Annotated in this window: 15 protein-coding genes and 1 other RNA gene; 7 read left to right on the top strand and 9 right to left on the bottom strand. The window is 45.1% G+C overall.

Annotation, left to right across the window (positions count from 1 at the left end):
- Positions 1–62 precede the first annotated feature (62 nt).
- Positions 63–785, top strand: a complete 723-nt coding sequence (locus tag ACXACM_RS08280; protein ID WP_474821016.1) for a hypothetical protein — start codon at positions 63–65, stop codon at positions 783–785.
- Positions 775–2,139, top strand: a complete 1,365-nt coding sequence (locus ACXACM_RS08275; protein ID WP_474821015.1) for an O-antigen ligase family protein — start codon at positions 775–777, stop codon at positions 2,137–2,139. Before ACXACM_RS08280 ends, ACXACM_RS08275 begins: the two co-directional genes overlap by 11 nt.
- Here the strand turns inward: ACXACM_RS08275 and ACXACM_RS08270 are convergent.
- The 5 genes from ACXACM_RS08270 to ACXACM_RS08250 all read right to left on the bottom strand — a co-directional run bounded on the left by ACXACM_RS08270 (position 2,105) and on the right by ACXACM_RS08250 (position 8,414).
- Positions 2,105–5,053, bottom strand: a complete 2,949-nt coding sequence (locus tag ACXACM_RS08270) for a CHAT domain-containing protein (RefSeq protein WP_474821013.1) — start codon at positions 5,051–5,053, stop codon at positions 2,105–2,107. The genes ACXACM_RS08275 and ACXACM_RS08270 overlap by 35 nt on opposite strands.
- Complete coding sequence (locus tag ACXACM_RS08265; RefSeq protein ID WP_474821012.1) at positions 5,054–5,521, bottom strand: hypothetical protein; 468 nt, start codon at positions 5,519–5,521, stop codon at positions 5,054–5,056. It lies immediately after the preceding gene.
- Positions 5,508–6,980, bottom strand: coding sequence for a peroxidase family protein (locus ACXACM_RS08260; RefSeq protein ID WP_474821011.1), 1,473 nt, complete (start codon positions 6,978–6,980; stop codon positions 5,508–5,510). Before ACXACM_RS08260 ends, ACXACM_RS08265 begins: the two co-directional genes overlap by 14 nt.
- 74 nt (positions 6,981–7,054) lie before the next feature.
- Positions 7,055–7,654 (bottom strand): hypothetical protein, encoded by a 600-nt coding sequence (locus tag ACXACM_RS08255; RefSeq protein ID WP_474821009.1) that lies wholly within the window; start codon positions 7,652–7,654, stop codon positions 7,055–7,057.
- On the bottom strand, positions 7,647–8,414 hold the full coding sequence (locus tag ACXACM_RS08250; protein ID WP_474821008.1) for an RNA polymerase sigma factor: 768 nt from the start codon (positions 8,412–8,414) through the stop codon (positions 7,647–7,649). Before ACXACM_RS08250 ends, ACXACM_RS08255 begins: the two co-directional genes overlap by 8 nt.
- Before the next feature lie 226 nt (positions 8,415–8,640).
- Here ACXACM_RS08250 and ACXACM_RS08245 point away from each other — a divergent pair, with 226 nt between their 5' ends.
- Positions 8,641–9,168, top strand: coding sequence for a hypothetical protein (locus tag ACXACM_RS08245; RefSeq protein WP_474821007.1), 528 nt, complete (start codon positions 8,641–8,643; stop codon positions 9,166–9,168).
- A 14-nt stretch (positions 9,169–9,182) separates the two neighbouring features.
- Here ACXACM_RS08245 and rnpB read toward each other — a convergent pair.
- The 3 genes from rnpB to zapE form a co-directional block, all read right to left on the bottom strand.
- Positions 9,183–9,531: RNase P RNA component class A (gene rnpB / locus ACXACM_RS08240), an RNA gene on the bottom strand.
- A gap of 79 nt (positions 9,532–9,610) precedes the next feature.
- Positions 9,611–10,333: a YebC/PmpR family DNA-binding transcriptional regulator gene (locus tag ACXACM_RS08235; protein ID WP_474821005.1), complete on the bottom strand. Its 723-nt coding sequence runs from the start codon at positions 10,331–10,333 to the stop codon at positions 9,611–9,613.
- A 924-nt stretch (positions 10,334–11,257) separates the two neighbouring features.
- Entirely contained in the window at positions 11,258–12,361 is a 1,104-nt protein-coding gene (gene zapE / locus ACXACM_RS08230; protein WP_474824279.1) for a cell division protein ZapE, read from the bottom strand.
- Positions 12,362–12,660: 299 nt separating this feature from the next.
- Between zapE and ACXACM_RS08225 the strand changes: the two genes are divergently transcribed.
- The 3 genes from ACXACM_RS08225 to ACXACM_RS08215 all read left to right on the top strand — a co-directional run bounded on the left by ACXACM_RS08225 (position 12,661) and on the right by ACXACM_RS08215 (position 15,829).
- Positions 12,661–13,098, top strand: a complete 438-nt coding sequence (locus ACXACM_RS08225) for a ZapG family protein (protein WP_474821004.1) — start codon at positions 12,661–12,663, stop codon at positions 13,096–13,098.
- A gap of 80 nt (positions 13,099–13,178) precedes the next feature.
- On the top strand, positions 13,179–14,549 hold the full coding sequence (locus tag ACXACM_RS08220; protein WP_474821003.1) for a DegQ family serine endoprotease: 1,371 nt from the start codon (positions 13,179–13,181) through the stop codon (positions 14,547–14,549).
- A gap of 191 nt (positions 14,550–14,740) precedes the next feature.
- Positions 14,741–15,829, top strand: a complete 1,089-nt coding sequence (locus ACXACM_RS08215; RefSeq protein WP_474821002.1) for a trypsin-like peptidase domain-containing protein — start codon at positions 14,741–14,743, stop codon at positions 15,827–15,829.
- A gap of 35 nt (positions 15,830–15,864) precedes the next feature.
- Here the strand turns inward: ACXACM_RS08215 and ACXACM_RS08210 are convergent, their stop codons facing one another.
- Complete coding sequence (locus tag ACXACM_RS08210) at positions 15,865–16,089, bottom strand: hypothetical protein (RefSeq protein ID WP_474821001.1); 225 nt, start codon at positions 16,087–16,089, stop codon at positions 15,865–15,867.
- A gap of 370 nt (positions 16,090–16,459) precedes the next feature.
- Between ACXACM_RS08210 and ACXACM_RS08205 the strand changes: the two genes are divergently transcribed.
- Positions 16,460–17,308: a MipA/OmpV family protein gene (locus tag ACXACM_RS08205; RefSeq protein WP_474820999.1), complete on the top strand. Its 849-nt coding sequence runs from the start codon at positions 16,460–16,462 to the stop codon at positions 17,306–17,308.
- Positions 17,309–17,314 lie beyond the last annotated feature (6 nt).

Here is a 17,314-nt window from a genome sequence, read left to right as displayed (position 1 = left end):
ATAGTTGTTGCCATATACCACTTACACGTCGCTTTCGTACATTACGGAGAGTTAACACGGTAATGCCTAATAGTGCCACTGCTGCCCATCAGTCCCTCAGAATACCAATTATTTTCGGTATGGCAGTTTTATTTTCTGGGTTGTATTGTCTTTATTACGCGACAGTTTATGCTGATTTGCAATCAGCGAAAGAATCGGTGAACCGCGCTTTCAACTCGGCCTATGTCGGCAATAAAGCGGTAGCACCTCTGCCGAACAAAACTATAGAAACAATAAACACCCTGGGCAGTTATCTCCCCTACGACAGTGAAGCACAAACTACAGTTTTAAAAGCTCGTATGGTTAATTGGAAGCTAGGGGAAGCTTGCACTCCTGATAACCTTGAGCACGCCCTGAAAATGATTTCGCAAACAGAACAGATTCAGCCTACGCACTATCAAGCTTTTGTTATCCGTACGGTGTTATTGCATCATTTTGGTTCTGCCGATCAACTTTTTATCGACCAACTCGACAAAGGGTTGGCTATAGCTCCTTTCGAGTGGGAGTTTCAGAGCTTAGTAGCACCGGTTTTAGTGGCGCGCTGGCATAGTTTGCCCTCCCAGGTTCAGGAGAAAGCTCTACCAGTCATACGTGGTGCACTTCGCCAGAAACCCACACGAGAACTACTCATAGCCACAATGAAGCGGGAGAAAAATGTTTCCCCTTTTATCAAGCTATCGCCGGGTAAATGGATAACTAAACGATTGCGTAAAATTGAGAGTGAACTTGCCAGCAATGAAGTTTAGCTCTGTAAAAGAGTTCGGGCAGTTAGCCTTTCTAGCTGTAATATTTATTGTTTTCCCTTGGCTCCACGGGCTCGACCTTGTTTGGGAGCAACTTTTTGCGGCAGGTATTATTCTTCTCTTTTCGGCATCTGGGTTATTGTTTTGCAATTTTCAGATGACGCGAAACAGTGCTATTGCTATATCTTTATTGGCATTATGGGTAGTTTATAACCTCATTTATATCGTTCCGCTTCCACCGTCATTTATAGCGCTGGTGTCACCCAAAGCACCTTTCTGGTATGCCTACCAGGGTTTGAATGAAGCAACACACCTAACCGTATATTGGCAAGCATCAATAATTGAGTGGGTGAAATTTCTGGCGTTAGCTTTGTTGTTCATTGCTATGTGGATTTTCATCACGTCGTCTCGCCGGCTAATTGGACTTATTGTTGTTATCTTTACCGGAGCCGCACTAACTACGCTTTATTCAATCTGCAACTTCATTACTGCTGGTGAATACGAGATAGTCAGTGCAATTCCTCCCTGGACGTATCCGTGGAAAGATGGAATAAGAGGTACATTTAGCTATAAGAATCAATATGCTATTTATATTGGACTGGCAGCTTCCCTGGGTATTGGCTTATTAATAGATACACTCAGGGATAATAGTAAAAGATGGATAAGTGTTGTCCTTGCTTTAACAATTGCGGCCATGGCGTATACCCTTATTAATACCAGTAGCAGAGGAGCCTTACTGTCAGTGAGTGCTGGGCTAGGCGCATCTGCGTCACTCTACATGATTAGGCAACCCCGCATTCTTACCATGTTGTTCTCTCTGCGTACTGCGATTGTCACCGCTACAGTTGCGGGTATTTTGGTAACCGGATTTCTGCATTCTCCGTTATATCAACGCTTCTCTGAAGATAAACTTGATGACAATGGGCGAAACGAGTTGCGACAAACGGTTCAAAGTGTGATTAGAGATCACCCTTTAGTAGGTTCTGGCCCCGGGACTTACCCGTATATTCAGCATATTTATAAGCCCATCTTGCTCGGTAATACAAAAATGTCAAAACGGGCCCACAACGATTACCTCGAAACTTTAGCAACTACCGGTAGCATTGGGTTCGTGTTGCTAATGCTTCCACTGGGCTGGCTTTTAATACGACAATTTAAGGCGATAAACACTGCGCACCCTGGTGTTTTATTCGGCTGCCGGGCGGCAACAGTCTCCTATTTATGTCAGGCGACGTTTGATACCAATGCTGGGATCTTCTTTTTACCGGTGTTGTTTATCAGCGTACTGAGTATTGGTTTTATTTTGGGAGAGCGCCCTACCCTTACAAAGCCAAACGCTCATAATGAGGTGTTGTAACAGTAAATACAAAACCCGCCCAATATCGAGGGTCTTGAAAGCGTCGATTTTGCGAAAGTTTTTGCCGAGCGAAAAGCATCGCTTTTGCAATATTTCCGTCATTATCACTTAATGCCGAATAAAATAACGCCATAAATTCAGCCGTCGCCCGATCAGGCACTTTCCATAAGGTTGAGATCGTGGCGCCAGCGCCCTGATATAAATACCCATGACTAAGGCTTCGCATACCAATTCCCCGGTACGCTTTCCCCATCTCTGTTTCACAGGCACTAATTACAACCAAATCATTATGATAAGTGTTAGAAAAGAGTATTTCGTAAGGCAGAAAGCCATTACTGTCTTCTCCGTTTGACGCAGTGACGATACCCACTAGATCTGGCTGTTCTGGCGAATAATACGCATGACTACCGACATGTAAAAGCCTTGCATATCGAGCAGAGTCAGACATTAAATTCTCATCAGTTGCCTGTTCACCCGTATAAGAAATCATGAGAGCATCAGGAAAGGCTGCGGTTACCGATTGAATAGCCTTAGCGGTCCATGGCAGGGGGGGGAAACCAGCTCGCCACTTCATCGCTTCTGAGGCTGGCATGTATTCTGGATCGGGATTTGCCGGGTTGGTAAAGGCCACCACATTATCACGGGCGCTGGAAGGTATATCTTCGCCGAAAAAATCCCTGAGTGACATTACGCGAATAAGCGCCATTTCTTGCCCCAGATACCTGTTTCCCCGGTCACTTGCAAGTGCTGCGAATGATACATTTCGCCAACTCCCTTCAGGCATCAGATAGAGAGTTTTGAAACCGTGAAATCGAAATAAAACTTCCCTAAGCCAATCTGAAACAGACGCTTCGTCATCCGCACATGTACCTTCTATGTATTGTTTGGCAATCAGGTATGCACAGTCCTTTTCTCCTAAGGAAAACAACTTCAACATGGCACTTTCGTTATCCAGGAATCGCCTGATATCTTCTAGTCCGAAATCAGTTTCGCCAATATCAGGTAAGACTCCGGAAAGCATTTTTTGCTCCCACTGTCTATCGTTCACCAATACCTGGCTAAAAGGCAATGATTGAGGTCCAAACTCTGAAACATAGGCGTAATCTTCACCTACGATACTCCCTTCAATATACCTGTCGGAATTACTCGCTAATGCCATTCTATGCCTGCGAAATACGATGCTGGCAAAATGTTCAGACAACATTAGTGCAGTTTCAATATCCTCTTCATTTTTACTTGGCAACAAATAAGAAAGATATTGATTTATCAAGGTTCGAGATTGGCTTAACCAATTCATTCCCACTTCATTACTCTGAAATTTGGTAGAGGCGCCTACTATTTTCTCAAAAGCCCTGCCAAACACCTGTGTGATCTGGCCTCGTTTATGCACTGATTCTGGCTGGGTCAACAAGGATTCTAATTTGGCATTTGCAATTGCGAGATCAACTGACAGAGGGTGCTGATCAGACATTTCAATATTTTCAATAAGTGGCAGAGATAAATCGAGCCTTCCTGCTTGTCGCAACACCTCTAACCATTCACTTAAAATCTGTGAGCGATACGCTGTTGTATATGTCGCCATAATCGTTTCAATGGCACTCAGATATTCAGCTTCGTCAAAAGCTTCCGGTTGTTCTCGGGTCTCAAGCAGCTTCCGCAAGACCCTGGCTCGCTCAAAAGATTTTTCGGAAGATATGTACGTTAACGCCTCAAGGAGATAATGTTCGGCGGCGTCAGGCTCATCAAGGGCAAGCTTAAGCCTCGCCATGTACATTAAGGTACCAGCGTAATCGTGATCATTACTCTTACCCTCGCCATAAGCCAAGGACTGTAAATAGTAACGCTGGGCTTTTTGCAAATCGCCGACTAAATAATATGCTCTGCCTAAGTTCGCATAACTCACTGCGAGTTTCTCTGGTGCAAGTTTGTGTGTATGCTGAAATACTGAAGCCCGTAACATCGTAAGATACAATGGTAAGTTTCCCTGGCGTCGATAAACCCATGCTAAATTGTTAGTTAAATCATCCTGCATTTCCTCTTCTTGCAAACCTACCGAAGGTTTCACACACGCCAGACCGGCGTTGAGTTCACGCTCTGTGCTTTGTAAATCGCCCAATAAGCGGTAATAACTCGCAAGTCCATTTCTGGTTTGGGCACACAATAAACCACTCTGTTCATCAGCGATGAGTTCTGAAGCTTGAGTTAACTGGTTAAATCCGAGCTGAGACGCTTCGGGTGTCTCGCCATGTAACACGCGACTAAAACCACAATATGTCAGGAAAACGGCTTTTTGCTTGCTATTGAAAAAAACTTCGTTATCGCTCCAGCCATCACAAAATTCAATAACATCGGCATATTTACGGCGAAAAAACTGACTCTCTAAGTAAACCAGACTAACGGTTTTAGCCACCTGCTCAGGGGCGTTCAGGTAATCATCTTTGAAAGTAAGGGCAAGAGAATAACTCGTGTTGTACTCCATGGTAGAAAGGGCAAACAGCATGTGCCTAACGTTGGCATCCATGGCAAGAAAGGTGCCGTCATAAGTAGACAGAAATTCACTTAACTCTCGCCGTTTTTCACCCGTCACCGTTGAAAAAGAAGAACGGAGATGCTGGTCGATGAAAGTCAGGTTTTCAATAAGTTGAGCATCTTCTTGATTTGACGCCGACAGTGAAACTCTGCCTTCCGGTGTACACTGAATGTATTCACCATTAACGCTAAAAATACGATTATATTGTTTCCATGAATCGGGCTCTTCACCGCAGATGAAAACAGATTCAGCCAACACAACGTTAGTGTTTATCAGGCACAATAAACAAGCAGCGAGATAAAACACACGTCGCGGCGCTAAACGCGGAGAACGGCATTTGTATTGCATCTTGCCAAGAGCTGAATTCAAAGCGGTGAGGAACACTTAGTCGTTGTCCTTCCAGCGGTAACTCGTCATCACCATCTCTCCAGGGTCTCCATCGTTCTCTGCCGGTCCATCTCTTAACCATGCTAGCGTCGAGCTATAATCTCTGGCGCGTTTCCCGTCGGATTCATACTCATGCGCAATTATAGACACTCTTAATGCCTTGAACCCGTCGACATCAGTATCGTACTTACTCTCAAGAGGAATGAGATTAGAAATAAAAATACCCGCAGGATCAATCACTTTGAATTCACTTTTTGCCATAATGGCTTGCGCGGTACCATTCCACAATCCGCCCAAAGCCACAGCATAAGTATTGTCTTTTTCATTATAAGTAAATTTGACCGGGTAGTTTTCCCCCAATCCTTCTGGATGATAGCTGCTTAGGGACGGGATTATACTGCGGTGGTTAACATAGCTGACACCCGCCTTAGCTGTGGCCCAATAACCCGGCTTAAAATCGTTCATTATTATTCTCTCCTGTTGTGAGTAAATCAGCCATGGTAATGTGTGATGTATCTTTCACTCCAATGTCTGAGCAAAGCATGTGCAAAAATTCGCTGAAATCAGGCACATCTGTAAACGGCGTTCTACTTTCAAGTGTCGCTTGGCTAATTGCGAACTTCAACACATCAGCAACCACGATACTCCCCAGTTTCCCCAGTCGGTGCCCAGGGTTGTCTTTCTGCGCCCCCGCTTCTGCTAATATATACGGCCACAAAGGCAAACGCTCTTCCTGATATAATCGATAAAATGAAGCGCTCTGCTGCATAGGATCTATTTTTAATTCCTCAAGTACAGCTTCCTCTTCCTGAAGCGACAAACCCACAGCCTCTGTTAGCTCAGGATAATATTCGCAAAGATGATGTTTACACTCGTGAACCGTAGCGAGGTTCGCTTTTATACCTGCGCTGATGTTGCGCTCTGCAATATTCCTGGAAATGGGAATATTGCCCATTCCAGCAACGATTATGAGGTTGATAGGTTGAATTTCCTGGGCAAACTCGCCAAAAAACAGTGACCAGTCGATAGGCGGAATTGCCTTACCTTTAAATGGTTGATGAGTGAGAAGTGAATGTAAATTAAAAGAATCATTTCCTCTTAATTTGTAGGTTTCACGAACCATACTATGGCCAAACCGAAAGGCTGCATGACTAAACTCGTAAGGAACGCGAACTAGCTCTGAATCTGATTTGATGAGTACGCTGTCATTTAGCGTACCAGAGAAATAGTAATCATAAACGGATTTATCAAGTATGGCCGGAAGCCACTCTTTTAACACTAATTGATGAAACAGACAGGTGGTGTAATATCTTGCAGTGTAGAAAATACTCGAATTTTCATGCAAATAAGGGAGCTTACTTCCCCCTACCATACGCAAAATACGATTGTGTAAACGCTGCCATTGAACGTGAAACTGCAAAATTATTGTGTTGTCGTTGTTGCGCGGTTCGGGAACCAAAGGAGCTCCACTGCAATCTCTTAGACAGTCCCAGCCATTTTCCGCCAATTTAAATAACCCGTGCTCATCGAAATATGCGTGAGGAGGCAAACCGTGGGCACAACCATACAAACTATCCAGATTGAGAATAGGGCTTACTGTTCGGCTTGAGTAATGGTTTTGCAATGGGTGTGTGGGAGTAATAATGTCATGAGCAATCCATTGCCCCCAATAAGTGAAACCTGCTGGTAGTTTATCGCCCAAGGGGATACGTGACTTCACTGCCAGGGAAATATCGTTCGATACAGGCATCTCAGTTCGGGGAGACAACGCAGCCATTTCGGCCGAGGAAAACGGCTGTTCTGTGTTATCAGGTAAAGGCGAAGACCACGGAATAATCGCTTCGACCATCTCCACAACTTCTGCTTCGGTGGGTACCTTCCTTGTGGTCTCTCCAAAAAGATAATCCTTATCTTTCATTTGCATGATCAACGCTCTTTCAAAGAATAACTCTATTTATATAACTTTTTAGTGATCACTTATAGCTCTTTTTTTAGGCACTACTCATGAGTAATGTTCAAAATAAAACGATTTATTTCCTGATCGCCGGCAGTGAATACAAGTGTGTACAGCCCCGAATCGACTTCTTCCCGTTCAATTATCAGTGAAATTTCACTATTACTATTTGGTTTGATAAGAGATTCCAACACCACCTGAGCATCTTGAGATACCAATGAAGCACTAATGGTTTCTCTAAGTGACGGCGGCGCATCGCTAACGACTACTTTAAAGGCTTCGCCGCTAGCGAAATGCAGTTTAACTGTTTCAGTTGCGTGGCTTCTAAAATCTTCGAGATACACTATACCAGGGCTTATCGTCTCCTGCTTCACCAACAGCGTTGGTAACCATAACCAGGCTACTATTCCAGCCGCTATAGCTGACACCGCCACAGTACTGCGTTTCACCCGCCCATTTTTCATAGGGCTAATCGATGGAACACTTGTCACACCCGCTTTAATGCTGTTAGAGAGCACGACTTGCTCAGTTTTCGCTGCGCTCGATAGCATTTCAGTCTCAAAGTTGATTTCCTCCTCGGGAGAAAGACGTTTATTGAGATAATCTCTTACCAGGTTGTCATTAAACAGTTTACTTTCAGACATAGGAACTATTCTTTAACCTTGGATTAGCCGGCTTTGCCAACCCATTCTGATCATTAAAGTGTTCCGGGCGGACATATTCTCCCACCTCAACTTGAACACCCTGAGCAAACTTTTGAAGTCGTGTATCCTGCCATTCAGCTGAAGTTGCCAGCGTGCTGATTAATGCCAGGATAATTGTGTTGTCTATGGCAGACCAAATTTGAGCGGTATCTTCTTCGTTATTTTCAACTAAAGCTTTTAGACGTTGTCTGGCACGAAAAAGCACGCGATCGAAGTGCGCTGTTGTAAGTGCATACTCATCGCACAATGCCTGCTTATCTTCATCGTAAAGGTAATAGCGCGTGAGTAAATCTTTATCGCGTTTCGTCGACAGTTGTGCCAATAAACGTCTGACCAGCTCAACGTTATCTTGTTTCTGTAATTGATGAACTAAGGATTCTTGTTGTGATTCAAAAGCGTCGGCATGCTCAGTACTTTCGGTTTGTCTCCTTGCTTGCTGACGGCGGTACGCAATGAGCGTGTTAATGCCTGTTTGTCGAATAAAGGAAGACAAGGCGTCTGGATTGCGAAGATCGCCATTGCGAAGTTTTCTTATCACAATGACGAACGTATCTTGCACTAAATCCTCTGCCAGGCTAAATGCATCTGTCTGACGATAGAGAACAAACAACAACCCCTGGTAGTAACTTTCAATGAGTTGTGTTTCTGCTTTTCTGTCGCCGTGAACAATACGGTCAATGAGTTCAGCTGCCGGCACCACAAAGGATTCCACTGTAATAAAATTATTGTCAAAAAGTATTGCTAAACCTTAACGGGTTACGCACATCAGATCAACGCCAATAACACTGATATTTCACGGCAAACTTAATAAAAAAGAACCACATAATAACTATAAATATTATTTTATGATTTTGGTGAGAGGATTATTCATACCGCGACACTTCCTGACTAACAATATCAAAAAATTACAATAATCAGAGGGAAACATGTCTCACCATATTATTGCAGTGGTACTCCACGGCATTGACGCGCACAAGGAGCACAGTGCCGCACAACTTAATGCCCATATTGAAAATTATATGAAAGCCTATGATTTGGAAAACACCTCTGTGACATGGCTTCCGATCCACTGGGCTTGGATTCGGGAGCTTCGCGGCGTTACCAAAAGCAATGACGACGTATTGAACAGCGAATTGGACTATGGCCGACTCTTTGACTATATAAAAAACGCCCAATCTACTTTTACGCTCTACCAAACTGACACGCTAATAAAAGACGAATGCCTAGTTTTGCATAAAACCATAGAGCAGCGCCTGATCGAACTGCTTAATCAGCGTGACTATTCCTTGGATAAGAACGTACCAGTTGTAGTGTTAGCTTCAACACCCACTGATATTATCGTGGAACGCTTCAGATGGAATTCTTCTCATCCAGCCAAGCGGGCCTCTGCGCCATTGCGATTGGAGTTAAGTAGTGCCAACGATAATGTCAACCCTAGTCGAGTGTTTAAATAAACGGGTGAAATATTGGAAGGAGCTGGCCATAAGCCGGGTTCTGTCTTGGGCAATCATTCCTCTAGGCCTGTCATCGCTAACAGGCTCAAGCAACCTACCCGCCTTCCGTGCGGGCCGCACGTATAGAAGGCCTATTTGGTCTTGCTCCGGGTGGAGTTTACCATGCCACATACTGTTACCAGCTGTGCGGTGCGCTCTTACCGCACCCTTTCACCCTTACCGGCGCCTAAGCGCTTAGGCGGTTTACTCTCTGCTGCACTGGTCGTCGACTCACGCCGCCCAGACGTTATCTGGCACCCTGCCCTGTGGAGCCCGGACTTTCCTCCCCTCTCTTACGAGAGCAGCGATTGCCAGGCCAGCTCCGGCGAGCATTTTACAGAAATTATGGAACTGAACAACTAAAAAAGGGGCGATAAACGCCCCTTCTAATCCAATTCACCTGTTAGTTAGGTGTGATTGCATTGTGATATACATCTTGTACGTCGTCACAGTCGTTCAGCATGTCCATGAATTTCTCAAACATAGGCATATCTTCTTCGCTGATCTCTACTTCAGTCTGCGGAATAAAACTAATTTCTTCAGCATCTAAGGTGATATCAGGATACGCGTCAGTCAGTGCGGTTTTCACACTGTAAAATTCTGTATGGGGTGCATAAACCGTAACTTTACCGTCTTCACACTCAACTTCAGTTACGTCTACGTCTGCTTCCATCAACACTTCCAACACAGCATCTTCATCATCACCAGCAAACTGAAAAATCGCCTGATGATCAAACATATGTGCGACTGCGCCGGGACCACCAATTTTCGCATTGGTTTTAGTAAAACAGTTACGTACATCGGTGATAGTGCGGTTATTGTTGTCAGTTAAGCAGTCGACAATGACCATACAATTTCCAGGGCCAAAGCCTTCATAGCGTGCCGGTACGAAATCTTCTCCTGCACCACCTACCGCTTTATCAATCGCTTTTTCGATGACATGACTCGGCACCTGATCTTTTTTCGCTTTTTCCATCAGACGCTTCAACGACAAATTAGTATCTGGATCAGGACCACCGTTCTTCGCGCACACGTAAATTTCTTTACCGTATTTAGAATACACTTTGGTTTTTGCGCCGGCTGTTTTAGCCATGGCGTTCTTTCTTACTTCAAATGCTCTGCCCATCTTAAGTCTCTGTATCTTACTTTTATCTGACAATGCCCGTGAAAAATACAGGCACAGTTAAAAAATTATTCGCATTTTACCGACTTTACGAAAGAGATAACAGTGCTGTGTTATTTATCCCGTAGAGTCAGCGCCGCAGACGAAGTAGCTAAGTAACAATGAAACCAGCTATCGCAGGGAAGCGGCAGTCGAGGCCACAGGGATGTGTTCACGCCGCGTTTCATTTTTACTTGGCGTTTCGGCTTGAAGGCATTTCAGCCAGCGCCGCAGCCGAACCAGCAAAGTGAAAATGAAACCGTCTGCCGCAGGGAAGCGGCAGTCGAGGCCACAGGGATGTGTTCACGCCGCGTTTCATTTTTACTTAGCGTTTCGGCTTGAAGGCATTTCAGCCAGCGTCGCAGCCGAACTAGCTAAGTAACAATGAAACCGTCTGCCGCAGGGAAGCGGCCGTCGAGGCCACAGGGATGTGTTCACGCCGCGTTTCATTTTTACTTGGCGTTTCGGCTTGAAGGCATTTCAGCCAGCGCCGCAGCCGGATTAGCAAAGTGAAAATGAAACCGTCTGCCGCAGGGAAGCGGCAGTCGAGGCCACAGGGATGTGTTCACGCCGCGTTTCATTTTTACTTGGCGTTTCGGCTTGAAGGCATTTCAGCCAGCGCCGCAGCCGGATTAGCAAAGTGAAAATGAAACCGTCTGCCGCAGGGAAGCGGCAGTCGAGGCCACAAGGATGTGTTCACGCCGCGTTTCATTTTTACTTGGCGTTTCGGCTTGAAGGCATTTCAGCCAGCGCCGCAGCCGGATTAGCAAAGTGAAAATGAAACCGTCTGCCGCAGGGAAGCGGCAGTCGAGGCCACAGGGATGTGTTCACGCCGCGTTTCATTTTTACTTAGCGTTTCGGCTTGAAGGCGCTGGCCTCACTAAATGTTTAAGGAAGGTGTTCCCGTGCCAAATACTCTCTCGACTGCATTTCTTTGAGCCTGCTCAGACATCGACGAAATTCAAAGTTCAGTCGACCGTCGGAGTAGAGTTGTTCAAGCGCCACTTCTGCTGTCATGATGAGCTTGACATGTCGTTCATAAAACTCGTCAACCATTGCAATAAAACGTCGGGCCGTGTCGTCATTATTTGCCCCCATTTGTTTTACGTTGGCAACTAGCACGGAATGATAACAACGGCTAAGCTCAATGTAATCGCTTTGGCTTCGTGGCCCTTCGCACAATGCTGAAAACTCGATGACCAACACACCATCGGCTTGTCGCCGTGTAGGGATGTGGCGATTATTAATCTCAATCAGTTCGTTTTGGGTACCTTTTTCTGGCGCCAGCTGTTCAAAATATTCATCCAGATGAACATCGCCATCTTTGTCCAAAGGAAAGTGAAATATTTCTGCTTGTTCCAGTGTTCGTAAACGATAATCTATACCACTATCGACATTGATCACGTCTGTGTATCGATTGATCAGTGCGATAGCCGGGAGGAATCGCGCTCGCTGCAACCCATTTTTATACAACTCATCAGGCACGATATTGGATGTTGCCACTAACGTAATGCCTCTGGCGAAAAGCTCCTGCATCAAGGTACCCAGGATCATTGCGTCAGTAATATCTGAGACAAAAAACTCGTCAAAACAAATAATTCTTGTTTCTTTAGCGAGTTTCGCTGCGATAATTTTTAGCGGGTCAACCGCATTGGGTAACCCCTTGAGTTCATCATGCACCCGATGCATAAACCGATGAAAATGTACGCGCATTTTGTTTTCAAAGGGCAAGCAATCATAAAAGGTATCGACCAAATAGGTCTTTCCGCGCCCCACACCGCCGTAAAAGTAAATACCTTTCACAGGCTCTGGTGTCACCTTTTTACCAAGTATCCCTTTAATCTTACCGCTTAACCTACTAGGTTTTGTCCGCTGTGACTGAATCATATCGTCGTATAATCGCTGTAGAGCCCTAACGGCGTTTTCCTGCGCGGAATCATGTGAAAATGAGGGTAACTGCAAATCCTGCTGATATTTTTCCCAAGGCGTCATCGCCAACACTACTCCCGAAAATTCAGTTTAAAGGTCTGGCTGCGCCGACCTCCTTGAAAAATTGAAATATGTTCTTAAATACCGGGTAAATACCGGTAAAATCAACAACGGCGTTAATCATACCGCAAGGGGCGCCAACAGATGAAGGTTTTACCTTACGAATATAAATGATTGTTACAAATCTCAGTCCGACGCCGCCGAGTATTAGGGGCATTTGTATTAAGATATTGCTATAGTCACGAAGTAGTTTTGCATTTCAGTACTGTCGTTCACCGTACTGTTATTTTTTGGAGATATCAATGGACGTACTTATTCCGGTTGCCTTATTAGTTGTTGGATTAATCATAGGTTTTTTTACTGCTCGATTTATGTATTCAGGAAAAGGTAATACAAAGGCGAGTAAACAAGCTGAGCAGAACATCAAGGAATTGCTGTCTCAACAGGCTGAGCATCATATTCACCAGACTCGTCAGGCTGTGGAATCCATAGAAAAGCAGTGTGATGCCCTCAAACAGCAAATTAACGAATACGAAGGATTGCTCACCCAGGGTGAGGACGACACGCCCCGTGTACCGTTTTACGGTGAGCAAGCAACGACCTACTTGAGAAATAATATCCAGGGCAAAGAAAAAGCGAAGCCAGTCGCCGTGCCCGAAGCGCAACCCAGAGACTTTGCAAACGAAGGATCTGGTTTGTTTGTCGGCGCAACCGGTCAGTCTACCGCACAGAAAGACTGAGTTCGGAACTTTTGTATCTCGCCCGGGTCTGTCAGTGAACGTAACCATATCGCATGTGACATGAAGGAGTGTAAGCGAATATGAAGAAATCTTTACGCCAGATGTTTGTAGTATCGAGTGTTGTAGCAAGCAGTTTAGGCATGTCAGCCAGCGCTAATGCCGCATTGCCTTTTTTCGGTGAAGAAAAAAAACAGGAAATGCCATCACTAGCGCCCATGCTGGAAGAAGCCATGCCAGCAGTCGTCAGTATCTCTGTTGAGGGCACTCAAACTGCCACCCAACGCGTTCCAGAAATGTTTCGCTATTTCTTTGGCGGTCCACAGGAACAAGTGCAAGAACGCCCTTTTAAAGGACTTGGCTCCGGCGTCATTATAGATGCCGATAAAGGTTATGTCGTAACCAACAATCACGTTGTTGATAACGCGGACGAAATTACTGTTAAACTGAGTGACGGACGAGAATTCAAAGCAAAGAAACTTGGTGCAGATGAACAAAGTGATATTGCGCTGTTAAAAATTGATGCTGAAGACCTTACAGCACTGCCCTTGTCCAATTCTGACAGCATGCGCGTTGGCGACTATGTTGTAGCTATTGGCAACCCTTTTGGACTTTCGCAAACAGTAACATCAGGCATTATTTCTGCGCTGGGTCGCTCAGGCCTGAACATTGGCGGTTACGAAGACTACATTCAAACAGATGCTGCTATTAACCGTGGTAACTCTGGTGGTGCACTGGTGAATTTACGGGGTGAACTTGTTGGCATCAATACCGCTATTTTTGGTCCCAATGGCGGCAACGTTGGAATAGGTTTCGCGATCCCGAGCAACATGATGAAAAGTCTTGTCGACCAAATTGCTGAGTTTGGCGAAGTTCGTCGGGGCTTGCTGGGTATTATGGGTAATGACGTGGACGCCGGTTTAGCTAAAGCCATGGGAGTAAGCTCTAACAGAGGCGCGTTCGTCAGAGAAGTTACACCTGAATCTGCAGCTGAAAAGGCGGGCCTCAAAGCCGGTGACATTATTACAGAAGTCAATGGCCGAGAGTTAACCGGGTTCCGCGAACTTGCGGCGAAGATTGCCAGTATGGGTGCCGGTGCTGAAGTCGAACTCACCATCGTGCGCGACGGCGACGAAGAAACAGTAATGGTAACCTTAGACGATGCAGCCAACAGCCAGGTAACTGCATCCACCATTCACCCGGCTTTAGAAGGAGCTACCTTGGTGAATGGAAAAGATGCAGCAGGAAATGACGGCATTCAGGTCACAGAGATTGAGCGAAATAGCCCATCAGCGAGGGTTGGTCTGGAAGCCGAAGATGTCATTATTGGCGTAAACCGTCAACGAGTAAGGACTGTGGCTGAATTCAGAGAAAAACTCGACGATTCAGCGGATGATGTCATTGCGCTAAATGTTAGACGAGGCAATGCTACCATCTATTTGCTTATCCGCTAAGCTACACGGCGCCACTATTTAATGTGGCGCTGTTTTTCCTTCCCTATATTTCTCGTTCATCCTGCCTCATTTTATTTAGATTAGTTAAGTTCGACTGAGTGGTGCATTACTTACGTCAATTGGTATGATAGAATTCTATTAAGTACTTCGCCTCGTTTATCATTGTTGAGGCAATATGGAATGATACAGGCGTGGCAGGCAAGCAATTCATCAGCTTTATTATAAAATCAATTTTTCTGGGCGTAGTTGCAGGGGTTTTACTGTTGTTTTTTGTGCCCAATTTACGCAGTGGCGCAGGCTTCGCTGACTTTATTTTCTCTGTCGACAATTCATTACCTCCTAGACAAACCCACTATACTGCCATTAGCCGTTCGGCACCCGCTGTGGTGAACATCTATAGCGTTAGTATTGAAACTGACACCGGATTGTTTCGCAGTCGCCCCCGAGAGAGAACCAGCCTGGGCTCCGGGGTAATAATGACGGATACAGGTTACCTGCTCACCTGTAATCACGTAGTTGCCAATGCCGATAGCATTTTTGTGGCAGTTCAGGACGGTAGAATCCTCGAAGCACAGATTGTAGGTACAGACCAGCTCACCGACCTTGCCGTCCTAAAAGTGAATGCAGAAGATTTACATGTCATTCCGCAAGCCGGTGAGCCGGATTTACATGTGGGCGATCTTGTTATGGCTATTGGAAATCCTTTCGATTTGGGCCAGACGATTACGCACGGTATTGTTAGCCGCGCAGGCAGAAACGGCTTGTCTAATTATGTTGATTTCATTCAAACCGATGCCGTACTAAATCAAGGAAACTCCGGCGGTGCTTTAGTTGATAGTAACGGCACCTTGGTAGGCATTACCAACGCAAATTTTCAAGTGAGAGACTCTCGCAGCGGTGTCAGAAATGTAGATGGTATAAATTTCGCTGTCCCTTACGAGTTGGCAAAGCGAGTAATGGACGAAATTATCCAGAAAGGCAAGGTCATTCGCGGTCAACTGGGTTTTATTGGTAGCGAAGTAAGAGATCGCCCCGGCATTGAAGTGACTGCAGTTGCCTCTTCAAGCCCTGCTGATCAGGCAGGATTGCGCGCTGGCGACGTCATTGTCGCAATAGATGGGATCCGTCTTGAAAGCGCTTCAAAAACACTTGATATGATTGCCGAAACAGAGCCTGGCAAAACACTCGAACTGGAAATTAGTCGCAATGGTAACAGCATGAAAATTTCAGCGACTGTGGCTGAGTTAGGGCAACCCAGTAGTACCGGCTCTTCTCGCTAATTCAACACTTAACAAGACAAACATAAAAAAACCGGTTAACTCCGGTTTTTTCTATCACTACACTTATCATTTTGCTGACAGTAGTTTTCAGCCTTTGCTGTATTGTCTGGCTCAGCGTTTTCCGCCAGAGCATAAGGCGGTTCACCCAGAAAAATGATTGTGGCCAGCATCAGTGAAAATAGCACAGCAGGAATACTGTTTTTAGGATCTGACGCTAAACAATTCAAAATGTAACGTTGTAACGAGAAAAATTTTCTCACGCGCACACCTCACCCAATGAGCTTGGACTGCAACTTATTATTTTATTTTTTTAGTTACAGAACTTTTGTAATAAAACCACAAACTAAACGAAAGTATATATAGCACATATTGCAGAACGTTGACAGCAAACGACACCATTCTTATTTGTTTTTTCTAACATTTTCTATAAATTTCATACCATGTGTACATACGTTTACCAACTTGTAAATACTGTGTGAATTTTCAGTTTAAATACTTTGTCATCGTAAAGGTTGACGAGTCTGACGTCAGTTCAAAAACGTCATAAATTGTGTGAAAATGTAACCTCCCCTTTTTTACATTCACGTGAAACGGTACTCTGTCATCGAGTTTTTTACAGGACGGGTACTCTTGAATCGCTGGCTTATTTTTCTTCTGTTTTCCCTATGCTTTTCTCATAGCTATGCTGATGATAGCTGCGAACCAGGCGAATGTGTCACTGCTGACTCCTTTCGTTTTGCCCTAGCCATCGGTTACGGACAACGCACCAACCCCTTGCGTAATGGCGACAACCAAAATCTCGTTCTCATCGGTGATTTCGCTTGGTATGGCGAATCGTTTTATGTAGATAATCTGGAACTTGGTTATCAATGGGCACAGAAAGATGCCTTTGGTGTGAGTAGTTTTATTACTTATGATCGTGAGGCCCGGCCATTTCATTTCTTTGACGGGTTTGACGCCAGTCCGCTGGACCTGTTCACCGCCAATGAAATTTTATCCACACCCGGTAGTGTCACGTCGCGAATTAACATTGAATCTCTCGCCAGAAGAAACAATGGTGTTCATGCAGGTATTCGACTCAGCACCGGTAAAACCAATAGTATTTTTCGCCTGACGGTTGAACACGATATAGCCAACGTCCACCGGGGTATGAAAGCAATGTTGTCTTATCGATATCGGTTAAGTTTGGCTGAATGGATAATCTCTATCGGCCCGGAGATTACCTGGCACGATGCAACTTTTAATAACTATTACTATGGTATCTCCACCCGGGATACAGATGATAAACGTTTGTGGTATAGCAGCGGTAGCGGCATTCGGCCAGGTGCTAACCTTTCTTTGACGAAACAACTTGATCCTCAATGGGGTATTTTATTATTTGCAAGGTTCCAACACTTGCCGTCTTCCATAACCCAGAGCCCCATTGTCAGCCAGAACTATATCCGCACGGTTTTTGCCGGCTTAACGTACACGTTCTGAGGGATG

The sequence above is a fragment of the Alteromonas sp. AWQ4_252 genome, from assembly GCF_056158205.1.
The sequence above is the reverse complement of the archived record's forward strand: the minus strand, read 5'-3'. Positions and strand labels throughout refer to the sequence as shown.

Coding starts and splice junctions, on each gene's coding strand:
- ACXACM_RS08280 (WP_474821016.1), top strand. CDS start 63: ATGCCTAATAGTGCCACTGCTGCCCATCAGTCCCTCAGAATACCAATT.
- ACXACM_RS08275 (WP_474821015.1), top strand. CDS start 775: ATGAAGTTTAGCTCTGTAAAAGAGTTCGGGCAGTTAGCCTTTCTAGCT.
- ACXACM_RS08265 (WP_474821012.1), bottom strand. CDS start 5,521: ATGAACGATTTTAAGCCGGGTTATTGGGCCACAGCTAAGGCGGGTGTC.
- ACXACM_RS08260 (WP_474821011.1), bottom strand. CDS start 6,980: ATGCAAATGAAAGATAAGGATTATCTTTTTGGAGAGACCACAAGGAAG.
- ACXACM_RS08255 (WP_474821009.1), bottom strand. CDS start 7,654: ATGTCTGAAAGTAAACTGTTTAATGACAACCTGGTAAGAGATTATCTC.
- ACXACM_RS08245 (WP_474821007.1), top strand. CDS start 8,641: ATGTCTCACCATATTATTGCAGTGGTACTCCACGGCATTGACGCGCAC.
- ACXACM_RS08235 (WP_474821005.1), bottom strand. CDS start 10,333: ATGGGCAGAGCATTTGAAGTAAGAAAGAACGCCATGGCTAAAACAGCC.
- zapE (WP_474824279.1), bottom strand. CDS start 12,361: ATGACGCCTTGGGAAAAATATCAGCAGGATTTGCAGTTACCCTCATTT.
- ACXACM_RS08225 (WP_474821004.1), top strand. CDS start 12,661: ATGGACGTACTTATTCCGGTTGCCTTATTAGTTGTTGGATTAATCATA.
- ACXACM_RS08220 (WP_474821003.1), top strand. CDS start 13,179: ATGAAGAAATCTTTACGCCAGATGTTTGTAGTATCGAGTGTTGTAGCA.